The organism is Paenibacillus sp. JT31N11, assembly GCF_056269285.1.
In genome coordinates this window covers 218670-238029 of the sequence record NZ_JBWDNQ010000011.1, presented here as the reverse complement: position 1 = coordinate 238029, position 19360 = coordinate 218670, and the positions used below count along the sequence as shown (strand labels likewise).

Here is a 19360-nt window from a genome sequence, read left to right as displayed (position 1 = left end):
ATTTTCATAGCTGCCCGCGAATTGATACAATACCAAGTATGATGCATGCCTGATGAGGCATCCACATGCCCGTTATCGTAGGATGCCGAGTGTCAGGATAAGGAGGGGCTTCTGATCATGAACGAGAATTTGCAGAAGGATGAGGAGAGGCGTCTGGCGCTTGCCGATTTCCTGCGTACGCGCCGCGCGCGGCTGACGCCGGCGGACGTTGGCCTGCCCGAGAGTACTCGCAGACGGACACCGGGACTCCGGCGCGAGGAGGTTGCCGAGCTTGCGCATATCGGGGTTTCCTGGTATACCGCCCTGGAGCAGGGAAGAAATATTCAGCCCTCCGTTCAAGTGCTAAACAGCCTGGCTCAAGCGCTTCATCTGACTCGTGCCGAACAGCAGCATCTGTTCACATTATCCCGGGAACCCTTATCTATCGATCCGCCATTTCCAACCGAACAGGCGGGACCCGCTCTGGAGCGGATGCTCCGCTCCCTGCAGCCCCACCCTGCTTATGTAATGGGAAGGAGATGGGATCTGCTTCACTGGAACCTGGCGGCGGAAACCGTTTTCAACCTTTCGCAAATACCGGGACCCCATTCGCGAAATATGCTGTGGCGCGCTTTCGCCATGCCGGAGCTGATGAAGAATCCGAACTGGTCCAAGATGGCTCAAGGACTGGTAGCCCAGTTCCGCGCAGATTATGCTTTGTACCCGGGTGATCCCTGGTTTGAAGAATTGAAGCATGATCTGGAGGAGGCAAGCCCGGACTTTGTCCGCTTCTGGTCGGAGCATCAAGTGATGGAAATGCCGGATTGCCATAAGGAATTCAACCACCCCGAGCTTGGCGATCTGGAATTTGAGTATGCGGCATTTCAAGCCACAACGGTTACGGGAATGAAGCTTGCCGTCTACACGGCCTCCCCCGCGACTGCCGCCAAGCTTGCGGGTGACGGAACTTCCGCAGGCCCGCCGCAATCCGTTCTTTATCCACTGACTGCTTCTGACAGGGGAGATGGAGTATCCTGACCTGGATAGACATTTTCAGGAGGGAACATAACATGATGGATAAGCTTGATTTGACGAAAGCGGACAAAACCTATTACGGCGCAGGAAAGACGCCGCAGCTTATACGGGAAGAGGAGAACCGGGAGGCGAGGTTTTCAGCCAGGCGGTCGAGGCATTATACAAGGTCGTTTACGGCATTAAAGCCATCTGCAAGAAAGAAGCCCGGGACTTTACGGTCGCCAAGCTTGAAGGGCTGTGGTGGTTTGATTCCGATCTACCTGCGGCTTCGGTCCCCCGCGGGGAATGGAATTGGAAGCTGCTGATCCGCCAGCCGGATTTCGTCACTTCCGGCAACGTAGAGCAGGCCAGAAGCCAGGCGGTCTCCAGGCATTCATCTGCCGATCGGGTCAGCTATGAGGCGTTGACGGAAGGAAGATGCGTTCAAATGCTGCATATTGGCCCGTACAGCGAGGAGCCGGCCGTCAATAGCGCGGATCCATGCTTTTATAACCGAACAGGAGCTTCAGCAAAACGGGCTGCATCATGAAATTTATTTGTCGGATTCGCGCTGAACGGACTCTTCCGTCTTGAAGACAATCCTGCGCTTGCCCGTAACGAATGTGCGGCAGAACCACAAATAGAACATGCGGGTAATCCAGAATGTCCCCGTCACGCTTATCCATGTCCAATACCACTGCCAATGCAGATACACAATGAGCTGTGTATGGTACTCGAACCATAGCTCCGGCAAGACGATAGCCATAGAGCTGCCCATGTAATAGGCTGTCTGCATGGAAGCCCGGGAGCCTGCCGGATAGAACAGATTGAAATAGACGGCAATGACCGGATATGCTATATATTCGAACGTAAAGCTGGTATGGTTGGCCATGGGAAATTCTCTGACCGGGTAAGCCAGCAGCCCCCATTCTACTGCCATTATACCCAGTATCCAGGTAATAAACTGGTGGAACAAAAAAATAATGTGCGCCTCCCTACGCCTCTCCTGCGGCACCAAAAGAAAGGCGATGATGCATGAGGCATTAATCGCCATAAGTATATAATGCTCAGCTCCGATCCCCATCGTGGAGGCCTCCTTTTGCGGGCAGCCGGTAAAACCATTGATAATATTTGAGAGTCGCAAAAAATCCGGCCAGATAAATAAACGCTCTCCATATCCATGGAAAATGGTCAAAATGGATTAATAACGTATACCGGGCGACAATGTAAACAAACAGGCATGATACTCCTACGTACGCCACAGTATAGGCCAGCTTCCTCCATATGCCCCGCAGCGGATAAAAGCAGACGAAGAACACGGCAGTCGTCGGAAAAAACACAAAGTTGAAGCTGAAATTGGCTGCCAGCGCCCGGGGAAATTCCCTTACCGGATTGCTTACGACTCCAAGCTCCGTGATAATCAGGCTGAGCAGCCATGTGACGGCCTGATTGAATAAGAACAGCAGTATAACCTCCCGGTAGCGCTCACGCGGGAATAGCAGCAGAACAGGAATGCAGACGATCCAGACTCCCGCCAAAATCAGTTGTTCAAGCTTCAATTCCCCACCCCTCCCGAAGAACGCCGTCACTTATAAATATGACTGTATTCCTCCCAACTTAAACCTGCCGCTTGAATAATTCGATGCTGCCGGCACAGACCGGGCAAACAGCGGGTCAAAGGAGAGAAACCAAAAAAAGCGCCAGCCGCTTAATGCGGCAGCGCCTGGACGGGAACATTTTTATGATGAAGGAACCTTGAGGCTTCTCGCGATATATAAGACCGGCGTCGACGCTGCGGAAATAACGAATTTAATCAGGTAGGTCGTCAATAATATCTCCAGCCACACTTCAAACGGATATTCGCCGCCGAAGGCAATCGCGCAGAAGATGAGAGAATCCACCAGCTGGCTGATGCCTGTGCTCCCGTTATTGCGGATCCACAGCTGGCCCGGCCTCGGAAATACCCGCTTGAGGAACGAATAAATCCGCACGTCGAGAAACTGGCTGGTGAAATAGGCGCATAAGCTCCCAAGCGCGATCATGGGCAGCAGGCCGAAGATACCTTCCAGCGGCTCCTGGCCGATGTCACCTTCCTGGGCCTTGAAGATCAATGCCATCTGCATCACAACCATTGACATGATCATGAAGAAAAAGCCGAACCAGACCGCCCTTTTTGCATCCTTCTGTCCGTATTTCTCATTCAGCAGATCCGTTGTCAGGTAAATCGTACCGTACATCGTGTTGCCCAGCGTCATGGTCAGGCCGAACAGGTCAATCGTCTTCACCACCTGAATATTGGCGAGCACCGTTGCCACACCTACCCAGACATACAGTCCATTCTTGCCGAACATGCGGTAGCAGAGCAGGAACAACGAGAAATTGACAAGGACAAACAAAACTCCCCAAGAAAAATTAAACATGCACCATACAGCCTCCTAGTTTTGATAACGCGGGAGTTTCCCGAACCGCGGCTTGCGCCTGAAGACGCGAAGCATTTTCTTGCCTTAAATATCGGCTTCTATTTGCCAGCCGCGCTACACGCGGCGGGAGAACAGCTCCATCGCCCACCGGCACCACGAGATTTCTTCGCGATTGATCTGAAGCTGCCGCTGAAAAATGAGATAGCGTCCGAAATGCCTGGAATCAAGCTCCGTCAGCGCCTCTGCGTACTGCTCCTTCATGCGCTGTATTTCCTCTTCCAGGTAGGTGAGCGCCGCGGTGAGACTGGATATGCGGTCTTCAAATAAACGAAAGGCCGTCTGCGGCTCGGCCAAGCCGATTGCATAGATTTTGATGATGAACTCATCCCGGTTGACCGGCGCTGCCGGCGGTTGGTTGGCTATCCAATCCTGCAGGGCGGCTATGCCCTGATCCGTGACGGTATATATTTTTTTATCCGGCTTGCCTGTCTGCCCCACGACCTCGAAGGTGGCCAGTCCCTCCTGAACCAGCTTCGCCAATAACGGATAGATCTGACTGTGCTTGGCCTGCCAGAACAATTCCATCAGCTTCTGCAGCTCGTAGCCCGTGTAAGATTTACGGACAAGCATGCTAAGCAGCATATAAGCCAAAGCGTTCATAGCGTTTACCCCCTGAATATATTCCGCATACGTAGTATTACAAGTATTCCCCTATTTCAAAAGCTGGACAATACGATCCTCGAACTTGAGCGGCGCAGTCATCGGGGCGAACCGTTTGACGGGTTTTCCCTCCCGGTTGACGAGAAATTTGGTAAAATTCCATTTGATCGCCGAACCCATGAGCCCTCCGGTCGTTTTCTTCAAATAGACAAACAACGGATCGGCATCCGGTCCGTTCACCAAAATCTTGGCAAACAGCGGGAATGTGACGCCAAAATTAATCCGGCAGGCTTCTTCAACCTCATTATTGCTGCCCGGCTCCTGATTCTGGAACTGGTTGCAGGGAAAGCCGAGAACGGTGAAGCCTTGATCCTTATACGTCTCATACAGCTTCTGAAGCTCGTCCAGCTGCGGAGCGAAACCGCATTTGGTGGCGGTATTCACGATGAGCAGCACCTGCCCGCGATAATCGGCAAGCGGCTGCCGCTCGCCATGAATGGTCAATACGCTAAAATCATAAATACTCAAGGCCCATCACCTCATTCTATCGTCTTACCTTCCATTATAACCGCCAGACCGTTGAAAAGCCCGATCGGGTATTTGCTCGCTTATATAAAAAAGATGGACATAAATAAACCCCTCCGAAATGCGGAGGGGCTACGATAAAAAGCTCTATATTTGTCCTACCGTCAATTTATCATTCAACTGCTCCACCAGCTCAAGGAACTCCAGCGGCTCGCTTACCGTATAATCGGGATGCTCGCTTTCGTCGGCCGGAGAATGGGGATAGCGGGACGTCCAGCTTAGAAAAACGCTGGTGATGCCCAGCGCATTCGCGCCTTTGATATCGCGGCTCAGATTGTTGCCGATCATGACGACTCTGGCATAATCCGCCTCAGTCAGCTCGATGGCGCCTGCCGCCGCTTTGAACATGCGGGGACTGGGCTTGCTGGCTTTAATGTTTTCGGAATAAATCATGGCTGTAAAATAATCATAGAGATTGTTTTGCTTGAACACGTTCTTGAAGGATTGCGCATCGCCGTCAGCGACCAGGACCAGCGTGTACCCCCTCTCGAAGAGGGTTTTCACCATCACATCTGCGCCCGGAATGACGCTCGCACTGATTACGATGCCTTCTTCGTCTCTGATCTCTGTGGATTCGTCAATAATGGTGTCTCCGCTATCCAGAAACAGGATAAGCTTCTTCTCATTCATGGAGCATATCTCCTTACTATGAATAGGAGCGAACCTCTGCAGAGGCTGCAGCCCGCTCCCTTTTGTCGTTTACATTTCTGCCGGCTTCGAGGTGGATTCCCGCAGAATTAATTCAGGCTGCATGACAATCCGCTGCTTGAGAGAGGCCTTGTCCCCCAGGTTGCTGATCAGCAGCTCAAACACCAGCTTCACCATCTGCTCCATCGGCTGGGCAATGGTGGTCAGCGCGGGATTGGTGACGGTAGAGAGAATCGTATTGTCGAAGCCGATAATGGAAAGCTCGGCCGGAACCGCCACTCCAGCTTCCCGGGCGGCTTGAAGCGCGCCGATCGCAAGCAAGTCGTTGCAGCAGAACAGCGCTGTCGGCCGCTCAGCCCGGCGAAGGAGCTCGCCCGCCGCACGCTTGCCGTCCGCAATACTCGATTCGCAGGAGACAATACGATCCTCCTCAATGCCCTCACCCGCTTCAAAAAGTGCGAATTTGAATCCCTTCACCCGCTCCATGCTGCTGCTTACCTTGAAGTTCTCCGACAGCACGGCGACCTGCCGGTGGCCGAGCTCCAGCAGATGCCCGGCCGCAAGCGCGCCGCCCTTGAAATCGTCCGTCAGCACGCTGTGCACCGACAAGCCGGAGACCTCCCGGGCGAACATGACAATCGGGACGGATTTCTCGGCAAGCTGCATCAGAATATCCGTATTCTCCACGCCGGTTCCGATGATGATGCCGTCGATACTCTTCTGCTCCAGCAGGCGGATATATTTCTCCACCCGCTCATCTTTATTGTCGGTGCTGCATGTAATGACGCTATAACCCGCGTGATGGGCCAAATCCTCTACGGAACGTGCGATTTCGGAGAAAAAGGGATTGGATACATCCGGAATCAGGAGTCCCAGTGTATAGGTTTTTTTGCCCATCAGGGCGGAAGCGATCACACTCGGCTGATACTGCAAGCGCTCCATCACTTTAAATATTTCTTCCCGCTTCTTCTTGCCTATTTTCCCCTTGCCGTTAATGGCATTGGAGACGGAGGCGATGGAAACGCCCGCCTCCTTGGCGACATCATAGATCGTGGTTGCTTTCATGGTCAAACCTCATTAACAATCGGATTGAAAGAACGGCTTACCGTCATATCTTGATTTATTATCCGTTGTTTCCCGGAGCAATGCAATATTCCCCTATTCCTCACGCTTCCCGGCAGGCCTCTTCATAATCCACTCATGCGCCGGATCATTATGAAACTTCCATACGCGCGAAGGTCCCGCCATCACGTTCAGGTAATAGACATCATAGCCCGCAGGCGCGCCAACCGGATGGTAACCCCTCGGCACAAGCACCGCCTGACCGTTCTCGACGGCTAACGTTTCATTCAGCGAACGGTCGTCCGTATAGACGCGCTGCATCGCAAAACCCTGCTCGGGCTGGACGCGGAAATAATAGGTTTCCTCCAGCAAAGACTCGTCCGGCAGCGCATCACGGTCATGCTTATGGGGCGGATAGCTGGACCAGTGTCCTTCCGGCGTGAATACCTCCACCACCAGCAAGCTGTCGGCCGGCTCCTGCTCCGGAAGGATATTATGGACCAGCCGCTCGATATTCCCCTGTCCGCGAACCTCTACACCAACGGCGTCGGGACCGATCAAACGGGCTCCATGGCTGCCGTAACCGGGAGCCGCGCATACCGCCAGCTCCAGCTCCGTCAAGGCTTCCAGCTCATAACGATTGTCATTCGGCACGTACACCGAGTAAGGCGGTATCCGTTCGAACACGCTCATCCGCTGTCCGATATTCCGCCACTCCTGGTCTGCCGTCTTCACGTTTGCCTTCCCGCTGAGCAGGACCAGACAGACCTCCTTGTCCCCGGTTTCCCGGCTCAGGGTCTGGCCGGCCTCCAGCCGGTACACTTCAAATCCGACATAGGTCCAGCCTGCTGATTCAGGCGTAATCGACATGAGCATGCCGTCTTCCAGCGGCTTTTGCCCGGGACTAACTATTAGCTGTGACAATTGCTTCACACTCCTTATTTAAGGTCCTCAATCTCCGAGAGCTTCACAACCCGCTGCTGCTGGTGGGACAGCTTGGCGGCCAGAGCGATGCGCTCCGCCTGTCTGCCGTCGTTTCCATTCACCGGTACGGGTTTTCCATTCAGCAGGCAGTCAATGAACTGCTCCGTCTCATCCATATAAGCGCCTTGATAACGCTCCAGAAAGAAATGCAGCGGCTTATCGCTTCTGAGGCCGTTCTCTGTCGTAAGGACAGCTGTGTTGGGATGATCGTTGGTGACGGATACGGCCCCTTTCGAGCCGAATACCTCGGCACGCTGATCGTAGCCGTATACCGCCCTGCGGCTGCTGTCAATGAGCCCCAATGCGCCGTTCTCAAACCGCAGGGTCACAATGGCCGTATCCACATCCCCGTATTTGGAGAAAACGGGATCGATCAGGACACTGCCCTGGGCAAAGACCTCCTCGACCTCGCTGCCGGAGAGAAAACGCGCCATATCAAAGTCATGAATCATCATATCCATAAAGATTCCGCCTGACACCTTGATGTATGCCTCCGGCGGCGGCTCGGGATCACGCGAGGTGATCTTGATCAGATGGGGGCTGCCGATCTCTCCGGCCTGTACATGCTCGCGAACCCGCTTGAAATTATGGTCAAATCTGCGGTTGAACCCGACTTGAAGCTGTACGCCCGCTTTGCGGACCTCCTCAAGCGCCTCTTCCGTCAGGCTGATGTCCATGCTGACAGGCTTTTCGCAGAAGATATGCTTCCCCTGCTGCGCCGCTCTCTTGATCAGCTCCACATGCGTGTCCGTGGACGAACAGATAAACACCGCGTCAATGTCCGGATTGGACAGGATCTCCTCGCTGTCCTTCGTGACGATCCCGATCCCTCTGTTCCAGGCCCATTCCTGCAGCTCTTCACCGGCAAAAAGATCGCTGACCGCGACAATCTCGGCCTCCGGAATTCTCCTCAAATTATCGGCATGGATCTTCCCGATCCTTCCTGCGCCGATCACACCTATTTTAATCTTCTTCATGCTCATCGTCCTCCGCTCCATCCGGGCTGCTATATATAGGTGTGACTGCCCCTGTTACCAGCGGGCGGTCACCATTTTTTTGCGGGTATAGAATTCAACGCCATCCGTTCCGTTGGCATGCAGATCGCCGTAGAACGAATTCTTCCAGCCTGAGAACGGAAAGAACGCCATAGGGGCGGGAACGCCCAGATTAATGCCCAGCATGCCGGCTTCAATCGTCTCGCGGAATTGGCGCACGCTGCTGCCGTTCTGTGTAAACAGGCAGGCTCCGTTGCCAAGCTCCGAGCGATTGGCAAGCCCGATGGCTTCATCCAGCGTATCGGCCCTCATGACAGAGAGCACCGGCGCAAAGATTTCGTCCTTCCAGATCTTCATGCTTGTATTGACCTGATCGAACACGGTTGGCCCGACAAAATAGCCTTGGCCCGCTGCAGCCGCATCCTTGCGTCCGTCCCGGACCAGCACGCCGCCTTCGCTTTCGCCGGACTCGATGTATTGGAGCGTCCGTTCCTTGTGCGGTCCACGGATCACCGGCCCCAGGAACGTTCCTTCGTTCAGGCCGTTGCCTATGGTCAGGCTGTCTGCCGCATCGGTCAGCCTGCGGACAAGCTCGTCCCCGATCTCGCCAACAGCGATAACGACGGCGCAGGCCATGCAGCGCTCTCCCGCCGACCCGAAAGCGGCGTTCACGATTTCTTTCACGGCAAGGTCAAGATCGGCGTCAGGCAGAACGATGGAGTGATTCTTCGCTCCTGCCAATGCCTGCACCCGTTTGCCATGCCTGGAAGCGGTGGTGTACACATACTCGGCAACCGGCTGGGAGCCGACGAAGGAAACCGCCTTAATATGCGGATGCTCCAGGATGCCGTTCACGACATCGCGGGCCCCGTGCACGATATTCAGAACGCCGCCCGGCAGTCCAGCTTCTTGAAACAGCTCTGCGAGCCGGTTCGCCAGCTGCGGCGTCCGCTCGGATGGCTTCAATACAAAGGTGTTGCCGCAGGCAATGGCCAGCGGGAACATCCAGCAGGGCACCATCATCGGGAAGTTGAACGGGGTAATGCCCCCTACAACGCCAACCGGGTAACGGTACATTCCCGACTCCAGATTGGTCGCGATGTCCGGCAGCTGCTTGCCCATCATAAGAGAAGGCGCGCCGGCGGCAAATTCGACGCATTCAATGCCCCTTAGCACTTCGCCGTAGGCTTCGCCATAGCTCTTGCCGTTCTCCAGCGTAACCAGCTTGGCGAGCTCTTCCCAGTTCTCCACCAGCAGCTGCTGGTATTTGAACAATATCCGCGCGCGGCGCGGTACGGGAGTTTTGCTCCATGCCGGGAAAGCCTGCTTTGCCGCTTGGACCGCCAGATCGACATCCGCCTGCGAGGACAGCGGGACCTTGACGAGCACTTCCTCCGTTGCGGGATTATAAACATCCTCGGTTTCCGTAGCAATTGCGGCGATCCATTCGCCGCCGATCCAGTTTTTCAGCGTCTGTGTCATATAGGTCTCCTCATTCTAAAAGACTGGCGATAGCTGGCTGCGCTTGCGAGAAAGTCTTCCGCTGTTCGCGGGGAGCTTAACTTTCGGTGATAGTTATCCCCGGATTTTTCAAAAAGCGGCCCATTCGGCTTCCTCCCGCTTCACCAGCTAAATCTCCAGTCTTTTATGTTTTATTATGCAAAAGGTGGTTCAAGCCAGCCCGACAGGAATGACGGGCACTGCCTCACCCCGCTGTAATTTCGCCGCGGTTGCAGCGTTCGATGTAGTCTTCCACTTGTTCCACGGTAGGCATCGCATCCGAGCAGCTGTGGCTTGAAATCACGATACAGGCCGCAGCGCTGCCGAATTCCATGCTCCGCTCGATCGTCCAGCCGGACAGGATGCCGTGCAGGAAGCCGGCCGCGTAGGAGTCGCCCGCGCCGAAGGTCTTGACGACCTTCGCCGGATAAGATTTGGCCTTATGCTCCGCGCCATCGCGGGTATACGCAATGGAGCCTTCTTTGCCATGCTTGATAATGACGATGCCAGCCGAATAATTGAACCATTTGGAGGCCGTAAACTGATCGCTCCGCTCCGGATTTTGCTCGAATCGTTCCATCATATCGAACTCTTCCCGCGTACCGACAATGATGTCGCATTTTTCAGCAGCCAGATTGTAGTAAGTGGCGGTTTCCTCTGCGGAAATCCAGGTGTACGGACGGTAATCGATATCGAATACGACCGTGGTTCCATGCTTTCGCGCATAATCCAGTGCCAGGAATACAGCCTCGCGTGAAGGGCTTGCCGCAAGCGCGGTACCGGAGATGAGCAGCACCTGGCTCGCCGCAATCAGCTCCTCGCTAACCTCAACGGGAGTCAGCTTCAGATCGGCAGCGTTATCCCGGTACATCAGAATGCTGCAATCGGTGGGACTTTTGATTTCCGTAAAAGCTAGCCCCGTTACCGCCCCCGTGTTGTCCGTGACCACGTTTCGGGTGTCGATGCTGTTCTTCTCCAGATAACCGGTGATGAACCGTCCCATCGCATCGTCCGCTATCTTGCCGATGAACGCCGTTTTGTGGCCGAGTCTGCTCATGCCGATGGTGATGTTGGCCGGAGAGCCGCCGACATATTTGGTAAAGGTCATCGTCTGCTCCATCGGGCGGTTGATCTCGTTGGCGTTCAAATCGATGCACAGCCGTCCGATCGCCGTGAAGTCAAAGCTTCTTCCCGAGGGAAATGTCACATAGGTCATGCTCTGTCACCTGCCCCGCTTGTCAAAATGGACTGCATATGGGATTGCAAATATGCGATCGCTTTCTCGGCATACTCTCGCGCAGGATGCGCAGCCGGGTCCTGCTCGCCTTCAAGCATTGCCCAGCCCCTGTAATTTCGGCTGACCAGCTCCTCCAGAATAGGGCGGAAATCAATAACGCCGTCTCCCGGCACCGTGAATACCCCATTGCGGATGCAGGTAATGAAATCCGACTGCTCCGCTCTGGCCTGCTCAAGCTTATTCAGGCGCACATCCTTCAGATGAATATAGGCGATCCGGTCGTAATGCTTGCGCAGCACGTTCAGGGGATCTGCCCCGCCATACATCGCATGTCCCGTATCGAAAAGCAGAAACACGGCTTCCGGATCCGTCAGCTCCATCAGTTTGTCGATTTCCTCCGGACGTTCCACAACGGTGCCGCCATGATGATGGTAAGTAAGCTTCAATCCGTATTCCCTGGCGATTTCGCCTGCCGCGTTCAATCCTTCCGCCAGGCTGCTCCAGCCAGCTTCATCCAGCCGCAGCACCTCGCGCTCATTGGGCGAGCGCCTGGGGTCAAAATGAAGGGAACCGCCGACTTCGCAGGTGCTGATCACCGTGCTGCCCAGCTGCTGCAGGAACCGGGCATGCTCCCGGAAGGCATCCAGCTCGGCTTGGCGATAGCCGGGATCTGAGAACAGAACGGATTTCCACTGGGAAACCAGCTGAATATTCCGCTTGGACAGCTCTTCCTTGAGCAGCGCGGTATCCGCAGGATATTTGCGCCCCATCTCAGTGCCCGTCAGACCCAGCGACTGCATATCGTCCAGAATTTGCTCGTAGGTCGTGTCGTCCCCGTGCTCCTTGACGTCCTCGCCAACCCAGTTGATGGGATGAGCGCCTAATTGAAAAGGAAATTGTACCATTATGCCCTCCTAATAATTCGTGTTCAAACATTCAGCTGTTTGAACAACCTTTAGTAAGCTTTCGCCGTCTGCAGCCGTTTTTGCATCTCCGCATGCGCTTCAAGCACCTTGCCGCTCTCCGACACGGCTGGCACGCCGACATTCCACCAGGACTCGTAGCCGTCCGTATTGGTCCCCGGCACAACCGGGATCTCAATCAGCGTCGTCCTCGTCTCCTGCTTCGCCTGAACAATCGCCTCGCGCAGCTCTTCCGCCGTATTGGCCTTATAAGATGCCGCCCCAAGACTGCGGGCATGGGCAGCAAAATCAATCGGCATGAAATCGCCGGTATAACGGCCTGTCTCCGACTCGCGGTAGCGGAATTCATTCCCGAACCCGTCGCTGCCGTTGCCTCTTTGCAGATTATGAATGCATTGATATCCGTGATTGTCGAACAGCAGAATCGTAAGCTTTCTTCCTTCCTGGAGGCTTGTGACGAGCTCCGAATGAAGCATCAGATAGCTTCCGTCTCCGACAAGAGCGTACACATCCCGGTCCTTCTCGGCCAAAGCCGCGCCGAATGCGCCGCTTACCTCGTAGCCCATACAGGAAAAGCCGTATTCCATGTGATAGCCGCCCGGCTTACCGACTCTCCACAGACGCTGCAGATCGCCCGGCAGGCTTCCCGCAGCGCAAACCACAACAGCATCTTCGCCAATCGTTTCGTTAATGACGCCAAGTGCGCGGGTTTGCGCAAGGCCGCCTTCCCATTCCAGTGCGTACAGCCTGTCGACTTCGTTCTCCCATTCCGTTCTCAGCCTGGCGACCTCATCCCCATAGCTGCCGGAAAAGCTGATATCCGCCAGGCTGTCCTTCAACATAGCCAGCGCTTCTTTCGCATCCCCGGTCAAGGACAGTCCGCCCAGCTTCGCGGAATCCATTCCGTTGATGTTGATATTGAGAAACTGCGCTTCCGGATGGAGAAAGGCCGATTTGGAAGCTGTCGTAAAATCCGAATACCGGGTACCTACGCCAATAATCAAATCTGCCTCCTTGGCCAGCTTGTTCGCAGCAAGCGCTCCAGTTACCCCAATGCCTCCGACATTCAGAGGATGCTTCCAGGATATGGAGCCTTTCCCCGCCTGTGTTTCCGCTACCGGAATACCCAGTGCCTCCGCGAATGCCTTCAGTTCATCCGATGCGGCGGAATAACGGACGCCACCTCCGGCGATGATGATCGGACGCTTCTTGGACTTGATTAATTCGACCGCTCTTTGAACGGCATCGCGGGCCGGCAGGCGTCTTTCAACATAATGAACGCGCTTACTAAAGAATGCTTCGGGATAATCGTAGGCTTCGGCCTGGACATCCTGCGGCAGCGCGAGCGTAACCGTGCCGGTATCCGCCGGGTCTGTCAATACCCGCATTGCGTTAATCGCAGCGTTCATCAGCTGCTCGGGGCGAACGATACGGTCCCAATATTTGCTGACCGGCTTGAAGCAGTCGGTCGCCGCTACCGTGTAATCACTGCTGACTTCAAGCTGCTGCAAAACCGGATCGGGCTGCCGCGATGCAAAGTTGTCGCCCGGCAGCAGCAGCAGCGGGATGCGGTTGACGGAAGCCGTACCGGCCGTCGTCACCATATTCAAGGCTCCCGGGCCTATGGAAGAGGTACAGGCGAAAATCTGCCTGCGGTTCATCTGCTTCGCATAGGCGGTCGCCGCATTGGCCATGCCCTGCTCGTTCTTGCCCTGCACATATTGCAAACTGCCCGGGCTGCGCTCCAGCGCCTCGCCGATTCCCGTCACATTGCCGTGACCGAAAATCCCCATAACCCCGGCAATAAATTTCGTTTCCTCGCCATCGATCGAGATATACTGATTATCCAGAAACCGTAAAAGAGCCTGTGCCATCGTTAACCTGATTGTACTCATTTTATCCTCCTCAGCAATTGGATTAAGCGCTTTTTCTATTTAATGATATTAATAACTAATACCATACAATAATAATTAGGTGAAGCGCTTAACTTATTATAGGTCTGAACGAGCAGCGAATCAACCTATTTCTTTGATCCGCATGTGGCCGGACAGCCGTCATGCAACGCCGCACCGCGCGCTGGGAGCTGCACGCGGTGCGTTTTACAATAATATTTTCGAACTATCTATGATACTGGACAGCGAAAAGTTCCAACGATTAAAAAGCCAGAAGATCGGCCTCAGCACCGGATGTGTCCCGCTTGGATTTATGCAAAGTGACGTTAAGGTCGCCTTTGTTTGCCTCTCTTGACACAGAAAAAGGGGCTGCTCTCTCAGGTCCGTTTTACGACCTTTTTGGAACAGCCCTGATCCTTTTTTGCAGTTATGGGGAAGCAAGTACATCGTGGCCGGTTAACGGCGGGTTTACTTTGGCAGCGCCTGTTCGCCGTTAACGAGCGCGTCGACTACAACTCCCAGCGCTTTGCTTCGGGCAAGCGGAAAGTCCGTGCGGAAAAACCAGTCGGGAACGCGGTACACATGATTGTTTTGCACAGCTTTCATATTTTTCCATAATGAGCTCTGCTGCAAATCATTGTACAACGCTTCGCCCTGCTTGTCGCCGCCCTGCACAATGGCGCCTACATCCAGTAAGATATAGTCCGGATTGATCTCAGGCAGCGTCTCCAAGGAAATCGTTTGGTTAACCCCTTCGATGGCCGACACCTGCGGAGGAGCCTTCAATCCGAGATCATGATACAGAAGCGTTCCGGTCAGCTGCCGCTCTCCGTACAGCCTGTATTCCTTTTTGAGCACGCGAATGAACATGACAGTCTCGTCCGGTCCGATCCGCTCGCTCATCTGCTTCTTCGCCTCTTCCACCTTCGCCGAATATTGCGCGATCCATTCGTCGGCCTGACTCTCCCGGTTCAGCATTTGTCCCAGTTCCCGCAGCGCGGTCTGCCAATCTTTCGGCGTCACCGATACAATGATGGTCGGAGCGATTTGGGTCAGGCTGTCATAATCGAGCTTCTGCACATCCGTCCCTATGATCAGATCCGGCTGGGCAGCCAGAACCGCTTCCAGGTTCGGCGTATCTCCCAGATTTATGGCCTCTTTCAATGGATTGCCGTCCATATAAGAAATTTCCGTCGTACCGGCATAGCTTCCCGTCGCAACGGGCTTGATTCCCAGGGCAAGCAGCGAGTCGGCCACCCGATAGTCCAATGCGGCAATCCGTTTGGGTTCGGCCGGAATCGTCGCTTCCCCTTTTAGATGCTTGACCGTCCTTGTTGCAGGCGTTGTATCGTCGGTGGTTCCCTTGCCCGAATCTCCGGCTGGAGCGGCGGCTTGATTTTCCGAAGCACCGCACCCGCCGAGCAGACCGATGATCATTACTGCTGCAAGGAGCAGTGCCGGAAATTTGCGTTTAAATATTTTCAAGTTATAAACCCCTCCGAATCAAATATATGATAACGATTCTCATTATCAAATATTCAGGCACCTAATGTCAACCTTTTTCTGCATTTGAATCTGGAGAAACGGCAACGAACGCCTTTGTACCCCGAATTTCAGCTTTGTACGATCCAAATTCAGAAATTGAGGGTACAAGATCAATCGGAAGATCATTGCCGCCTGGAGCGTCTTTGATCGGCTCATGGTTTTAATTGATGGAGATTTTGCTTTTTGGCGCTAGCCGATAACCGGCAAGCTCTGCTCCGGCGGCACCGCCAGCGTATCCCGATTCATATCCTGAATTCGGATATGTTTATGGTCCGCTCCGCCGCCAGCGAACGAATTATCAGCAATTGTCACGTCACTGCAGGCCCTCAAGTGAATTATATCCGGAATAGCCGATGATTCTCCAGTTACGGAAACTTCATTGTGCGTGAAGCTTAATTGCCGTGTGCTCTTGGCACCCAGAACCGCTGCGTCAGCCGTCAGAAAATAATTGCCTTCTATACGGATATTGGCATGGACAGGCTTATCCGCATGAACTTCCGTGTTCTCGGGCGCGATATAAATAACGGGATTGCTGCTGCTCCCGCACTCGATAAAACGGTTGCCGCGAATCGCAATATCCTTCACCCTGCCGGATTCATACCAGCTCTCTGCATCATCGGCAACCAGCACGCCGCTCATGGTCATGCGTTCAAAGTGATTATTTTCGATTACAACCCTCCGGCGCGTCGTCACAAGTACGCCCCGGGTGGGAACCCGTGCAAAATAATTATTCGTAATTTCAACCTCAGGCGTCCAGGTTATATTTTCCACAACATCGCCAGGCACTATCCCCTCCGGAGCAGGCTCGCTTAAGGTAAGCAGGATCTCCCGAGGATTGACGGCCTTAACAGCCTTTACTACATTCCCGGCATAGGCGGCAAGCGAGCTGCTTCTGACAAATTCAATTTCATCGCCGGGAAAGAAAGCGTCAAAGCCGTAGCTTTGCGGATGCATGAACCGCAGATGCAATTGGTCAGGCGCAGGCGTACCGATAATCTGCAAATGCGTGCCATGCACATTAATCGGATCGTCATGCCCTCCGATGAACCGGCTGCTGCTGATGCTCACGCTGCCCCGGCAGCCTGACAAGTGAATGAAATCGGCGAAGGCCGCGACCGTTCGGCCGGTCTCCGGACGGGGAGCCAGATTCAGCCGGTCAAAGCTCAGATTCTCGCTGTACTGGCATACGATGCCCAGCCCATGCATAAAGTGCATGCCAACATTTTCCCAGATTATGTCGCGGCTCTTCAGAATAAAGGCTCCGACCTGATCGCGCAAGCCGTCGCGAACCTGCAGAACCCGACCCACAACCTGATTCGGGGCAGCCTCCATATGCAGCCGCAGCCGGTAAGGCTCAAGCTCTTCAACACGGACGGCCTTCTCCATCAGATTATCGATCCTCCAGGTCTTGTCGATAACCGGATCATATTCCTGCATGGGACCTTCCCGGAAACGCCAGCCGTCGCCAAGAAAATACAGCCTGCCCGCTTCAAGCTCATAACGGAAATCGGGATGGATCCTGACATCGAAATAATCGCTCCCGCTTTCCTCGATGGTCATCTCCGCGACGGTCGGCCTTTCGTACTCTGTATGGACACCGCTGATTGTGACATTCTCGCAGGAATCGATCACAATCATCGTCTGTTTGCCATGGAAGACGAACAGGGAGCCGTTCCCTTCCAATACTACATCCTTCACGCCTTTGAACAGGATCCCGACCGTCTTGGTCACATCCGGATTCTCTTCCTCACTGGCCGTGTTGGAAATGTAATAAGGCGTTCTGGTCGCGTGCTCCGGGTGAAAATCATACCGCCCTGTCTGGCATTCCAGCATGACTGGCCCTTCAATTAGGGAAGCAGCCTCAATCGCACGCTGCATCGGAACCATGGCATCCACCCCGGAATCCGGCAGCACGCCATAGTCGGTAAGCTGGATGACTGCGGCAGCTGGAAATGTTCCCTTTTCCTTAGTTGGCATTCTATGAACCATCCTTTGTTTGATTGTATATGTTCTGTGAACAGGCCGGGGAGCCGGCGCTTGACGAAATAAACCAAGCTTGAAAAATTAATAGGGCCGTTTTTCAACAAGGAGCTGGCTGTTTCCGGTCCGTCACATCGATGACAAGGATAATCAAAATACCACCCTGGTCACCATTTGCGAAGCTGGAAATCCGCCATTGATTTGAGATTGAGCTCCAGGACAATAAGAAGGATTCCGCATATGATAGGCGGAATCCTCCCTTAACGAAAATTATTTATTGATTTTCGCCATTTCGGCGTTTACTTCTGTAATCGCCTGCTGAAGCCCTTTGCTGTCGTAACCCTTCAGGGTTTCCTGCCACATTTTGACCGGATCGTCCTTGCCGAGAATCACTCTTGTGAAATCATCGTCGAAGTTGATGCCAGAGAGCTTATCCTTCGCCGGCGTGGACATCGTATAAATTTCAAAAGCGGTTGGAATCGCCTTGGCGTTCGTCATCTGCCAGTTCAATTCGTCCTGGACAAATTGCACCGATTCATCGCCGAATGCCGCTCTGTTCGCCTCGCTGTCCTCCAGCGTGCTTGCATTCCTCCAGGCAGCCAGCTGCGAGATAATATCCAGGGACGGATACTCCTCCTTCAGATCAACATATTGGCCTTTATCGTCTTTTGGACGGGTAATCGTATATTTGTCTCCATCCTTCGTATAATCCTTGCCTTCGATGCCATAGTTGTACAGATCCTGGGCTTCAGGCGAAAGCAGCCAGTCATAGATGCGCAGGATGCGGTCAAGCTTCTTGTCATCGACATCGGCGTTAATCATCGTTTCAGACCACCATGTGTTTGTCGTATGACGGTAGATATTGCCGTCCGCCGCAGGCCACAGATGAAGCAGCTTGACGTGGTCATCGAATTTTTCACCCGGATTGTTCTTTTCCCACTCTGCCTTAACGCCGGTTGCGCCTTTGATGGAATCCACGTTAAACGACAAAGCGCCCGCCTTGTTCTGGTAGAACTTCTGGTTTGCTTCTCCCGCCTTCTCAACCGCAAAATCCTGATCGAGACCGCCGTCCGTATACAATTTGCGGGCCTGCACCATAACCTGCTCAATCTGCTTGGAGGCATAGAACGGAATCCATTTGCCGTCTTCCTTCACCCAGCTTGAATTGTCGAACTGCGGGAATGTAGGGATAAATACATATTTAAAATAGCCGAGCGTATTCATAACGACACCGGTTGTATCGTTCTTGCCGTTGCCGTCCGGATCCTGATCCGCAAACGCTTTCATCATGGCTGCAAATTCGTCGAAATTTGTTGGATCCTTAATGCCCAGCTTATCCATCCAGTCTTTGCGGACGAAAAGCGCGCGGTCAACCGCCCACAAATCGGTGTTCGGATAAGTCATGCGCGGAATCGCATACAGCTTCCCGTCCTTATAGATTCCTTTCACGTCTTCCGCCTTGGCAACCTTCTCCACATTCGGGTACGCGCCAAGGTCGTCCGGCAGCGCATGAATCAGCTCCTGATTCACCCAGTCATTGTACGTAGCCGGATTATCGTTGGTGATGCTGTGTGTAATGATATCCGGAAGCTGTCCGGCTGCCGCCCACACCTGGGATTTCTCCTTATAGTTATCCCATCCGATATCCATTGGCTTCAGAGTAACGTTGAAATCCTTTTCAATCTTTTGCAGCACCTCGTCATTCTTCCCGAAGCCTACGCCGATCCCCCACCAGGACAGGGAAATATCCATATGCTCCGCAAACGGATTATCTGCCGCAGCCCCCGTATCCGTCTGGTTTGCGGCATTTGACGAATTCGACGCATCTGCCGCCGGCTGATTATTCCCCGTGTCATTGCTGCCGCAGCCGGCAATCAGCGTAACCATCAAGGCGGCGATTAAACACAACAGGACCTGCAGTTTTGCTTTCTTCATG

At 53.9% G+C, this 19360-nt stretch carries 18 protein-coding genes; 2 read left to right on the top strand and 16 right to left on the bottom strand.

The genetic code is table 11. From position 1 onward, the window contains the following. The first annotated feature begins 117 nt into the window (after window positions 1-117). Together AC0YNV_RS29815 and AC0YNV_RS29810 are read left to right on the top strand one after the other, a co-directional pair. Window positions 118-1017 carry a helix-turn-helix transcriptional regulator gene (locus AC0YNV_RS29815; RefSeq protein WP_475771265.1) on the top strand — a complete coding sequence of 300 codons (900 nt, stop codon included), beginning with the start codon at window positions 118-120 and terminating at the stop codon, window positions 1015-1017. A 32-nt stretch (window positions 1018-1049) separates the two neighbouring features. Further along, entirely contained in the window at window positions 1050-1319 is a 270-nt protein-coding gene (locus tag AC0YNV_RS29810) for a hypothetical protein (protein WP_475771264.1), read from the top strand. A 227-nt stretch (window positions 1320-1546) separates the two neighbouring features. Here AC0YNV_RS29810 and AC0YNV_RS29805 read toward each other — a convergent pair whose 3' ends face one another. From AC0YNV_RS29805 to AC0YNV_RS29730, 16 genes are all read right to left on the bottom strand, one after another. Beyond that, window positions 1547-2077 carry a CBO0543 family protein gene (locus AC0YNV_RS29805; protein WP_475771263.1) on the bottom strand — a complete coding sequence of 177 codons (531 nt, stop codon included), beginning with the start codon at window positions 2075-2077 and terminating at the stop codon, window positions 1547-1549. Further along, window positions 2061-2552, bottom strand: a complete 492-nt coding sequence (locus AC0YNV_RS29800; RefSeq protein WP_475771262.1) for a CBO0543 family protein — start codon at window positions 2550-2552, stop codon at window positions 2061-2063. The genes AC0YNV_RS29805 and AC0YNV_RS29800 overlap by 17 nt, the downstream gene beginning before the upstream one ends. A 180-nt stretch (window positions 2553-2732) precedes the next feature. Continuing rightward, window positions 2733-3413: a queuosine precursor transporter gene (locus AC0YNV_RS29795; protein WP_475771261.1), complete on the bottom strand. Its 681-nt coding sequence runs from the start codon at window positions 3411-3413 to the stop codon at window positions 2733-2735. A gap of 114 nt (window positions 3414-3527) precedes the next feature. Next, entirely contained in the window at window positions 3528-4073 is a 546-nt protein-coding gene (locus tag AC0YNV_RS29790) for a PadR family transcriptional regulator (RefSeq protein WP_475771260.1), read from the bottom strand. Between the two features lie 51 nt (window positions 4074-4124). Beyond that, window positions 4125-4601, bottom strand: a complete 477-nt coding sequence (locus AC0YNV_RS29785; protein WP_475771259.1) for a glutathione peroxidase — start codon at window positions 4599-4601, stop codon at window positions 4125-4127. A gap of 144 nt (window positions 4602-4745) precedes the next feature. Then, on the bottom strand, window positions 4746-5288 hold the full coding sequence (locus AC0YNV_RS29780; RefSeq protein WP_475771258.1) for an HAD family hydrolase: 543 nt from the start codon (window positions 5286-5288) through the stop codon (window positions 4746-4748). Between the two features lie 69 nt (window positions 5289-5357). Beyond that, window positions 5358-6371 carry a LacI family DNA-binding transcriptional regulator gene (locus tag AC0YNV_RS29775; protein ID WP_210043424.1) on the bottom strand — a complete coding sequence of 338 codons (1014 nt, stop codon included), beginning with the start codon at window positions 6369-6371 and terminating at the stop codon, window positions 5358-5360. A gap of 93 nt (window positions 6372-6464) precedes the next feature. Beyond that, window positions 6465-7292 (bottom strand): 5-deoxy-glucuronate isomerase, encoded by an 828-nt coding sequence (gene iolB / locus AC0YNV_RS29770; protein ID WP_475771257.1) that lies wholly within the window; start codon window positions 7290-7292, stop codon window positions 6465-6467. 14 nt (window positions 7293-7306) lie between these two features. After that, window positions 7307-8329, bottom strand: coding sequence for an inositol 2-dehydrogenase (iolG, locus tag AC0YNV_RS29765; RefSeq protein WP_475771256.1), 1023 nt, complete (start codon window positions 8327-8329; stop codon window positions 7307-7309). Window positions 8330-8383: 54 nt separating this feature from the next. Then, entirely contained in the window at window positions 8384-9829 is a 1446-nt protein-coding gene (locus tag AC0YNV_RS29760) for a CoA-acylating methylmalonate-semialdehyde dehydrogenase (RefSeq protein ID WP_475771255.1), read from the bottom strand. Between the two features lie 223 nt (window positions 9830-10052). Then, window positions 10053-11063 carry a 5-dehydro-2-deoxygluconokinase gene (iolC, locus tag AC0YNV_RS29755; protein WP_475771254.1) on the bottom strand — a complete coding sequence of 337 codons (1011 nt, stop codon included), beginning with the start codon at window positions 11061-11063 and terminating at the stop codon, window positions 10053-10055. Next, on the bottom strand, window positions 11060-11989 hold the full coding sequence (gene iolE, locus AC0YNV_RS29750) for a myo-inosose-2 dehydratase (RefSeq protein ID WP_475771253.1): 930 nt from the start codon (window positions 11987-11989) through the stop codon (window positions 11060-11062). Before iolE ends, iolC begins: the two co-directional genes overlap by 4 nt. Before the next feature lie 50 nt (window positions 11990-12039). Continuing rightward, the gene (gene iolD / locus AC0YNV_RS29745; protein ID WP_475771252.1) at window positions 12040-13902 is read right to left on the bottom strand and encodes a 3D-(3,5/4)-trihydroxycyclohexane-1,2-dione acylhydrolase (decyclizing); all 1863 of its coding nucleotides are present in this window, start codon (window positions 13900-13902) and stop codon (window positions 12040-12042) included. A 465-nt stretch (window positions 13903-14367) separates the two neighbouring features. Then, window positions 14368-15384, bottom strand: a complete 1017-nt coding sequence (locus AC0YNV_RS29740) for an iron-hydroxamate ABC transporter substrate-binding protein (protein WP_475771251.1) — start codon at window positions 15382-15384, stop codon at window positions 14368-14370. 249 nt (window positions 15385-15633) lie between these two features. Next, window positions 15634-17421, bottom strand: a complete 1788-nt coding sequence (locus AC0YNV_RS29735) for a right-handed parallel beta-helix repeat-containing protein (protein ID WP_475771250.1) — start codon at window positions 17419-17421, stop codon at window positions 15634-15636. 273 nt (window positions 17422-17694) lie between these two features. Further along, window positions 17695-19359 (bottom strand): type 2 periplasmic-binding domain-containing protein, encoded by a 1665-nt coding sequence (locus tag AC0YNV_RS29730; protein WP_475771249.1) that lies wholly within the window; start codon window positions 19357-19359, stop codon window positions 17695-17697. Window position 19360: the final 1 nt, after the last annotated feature.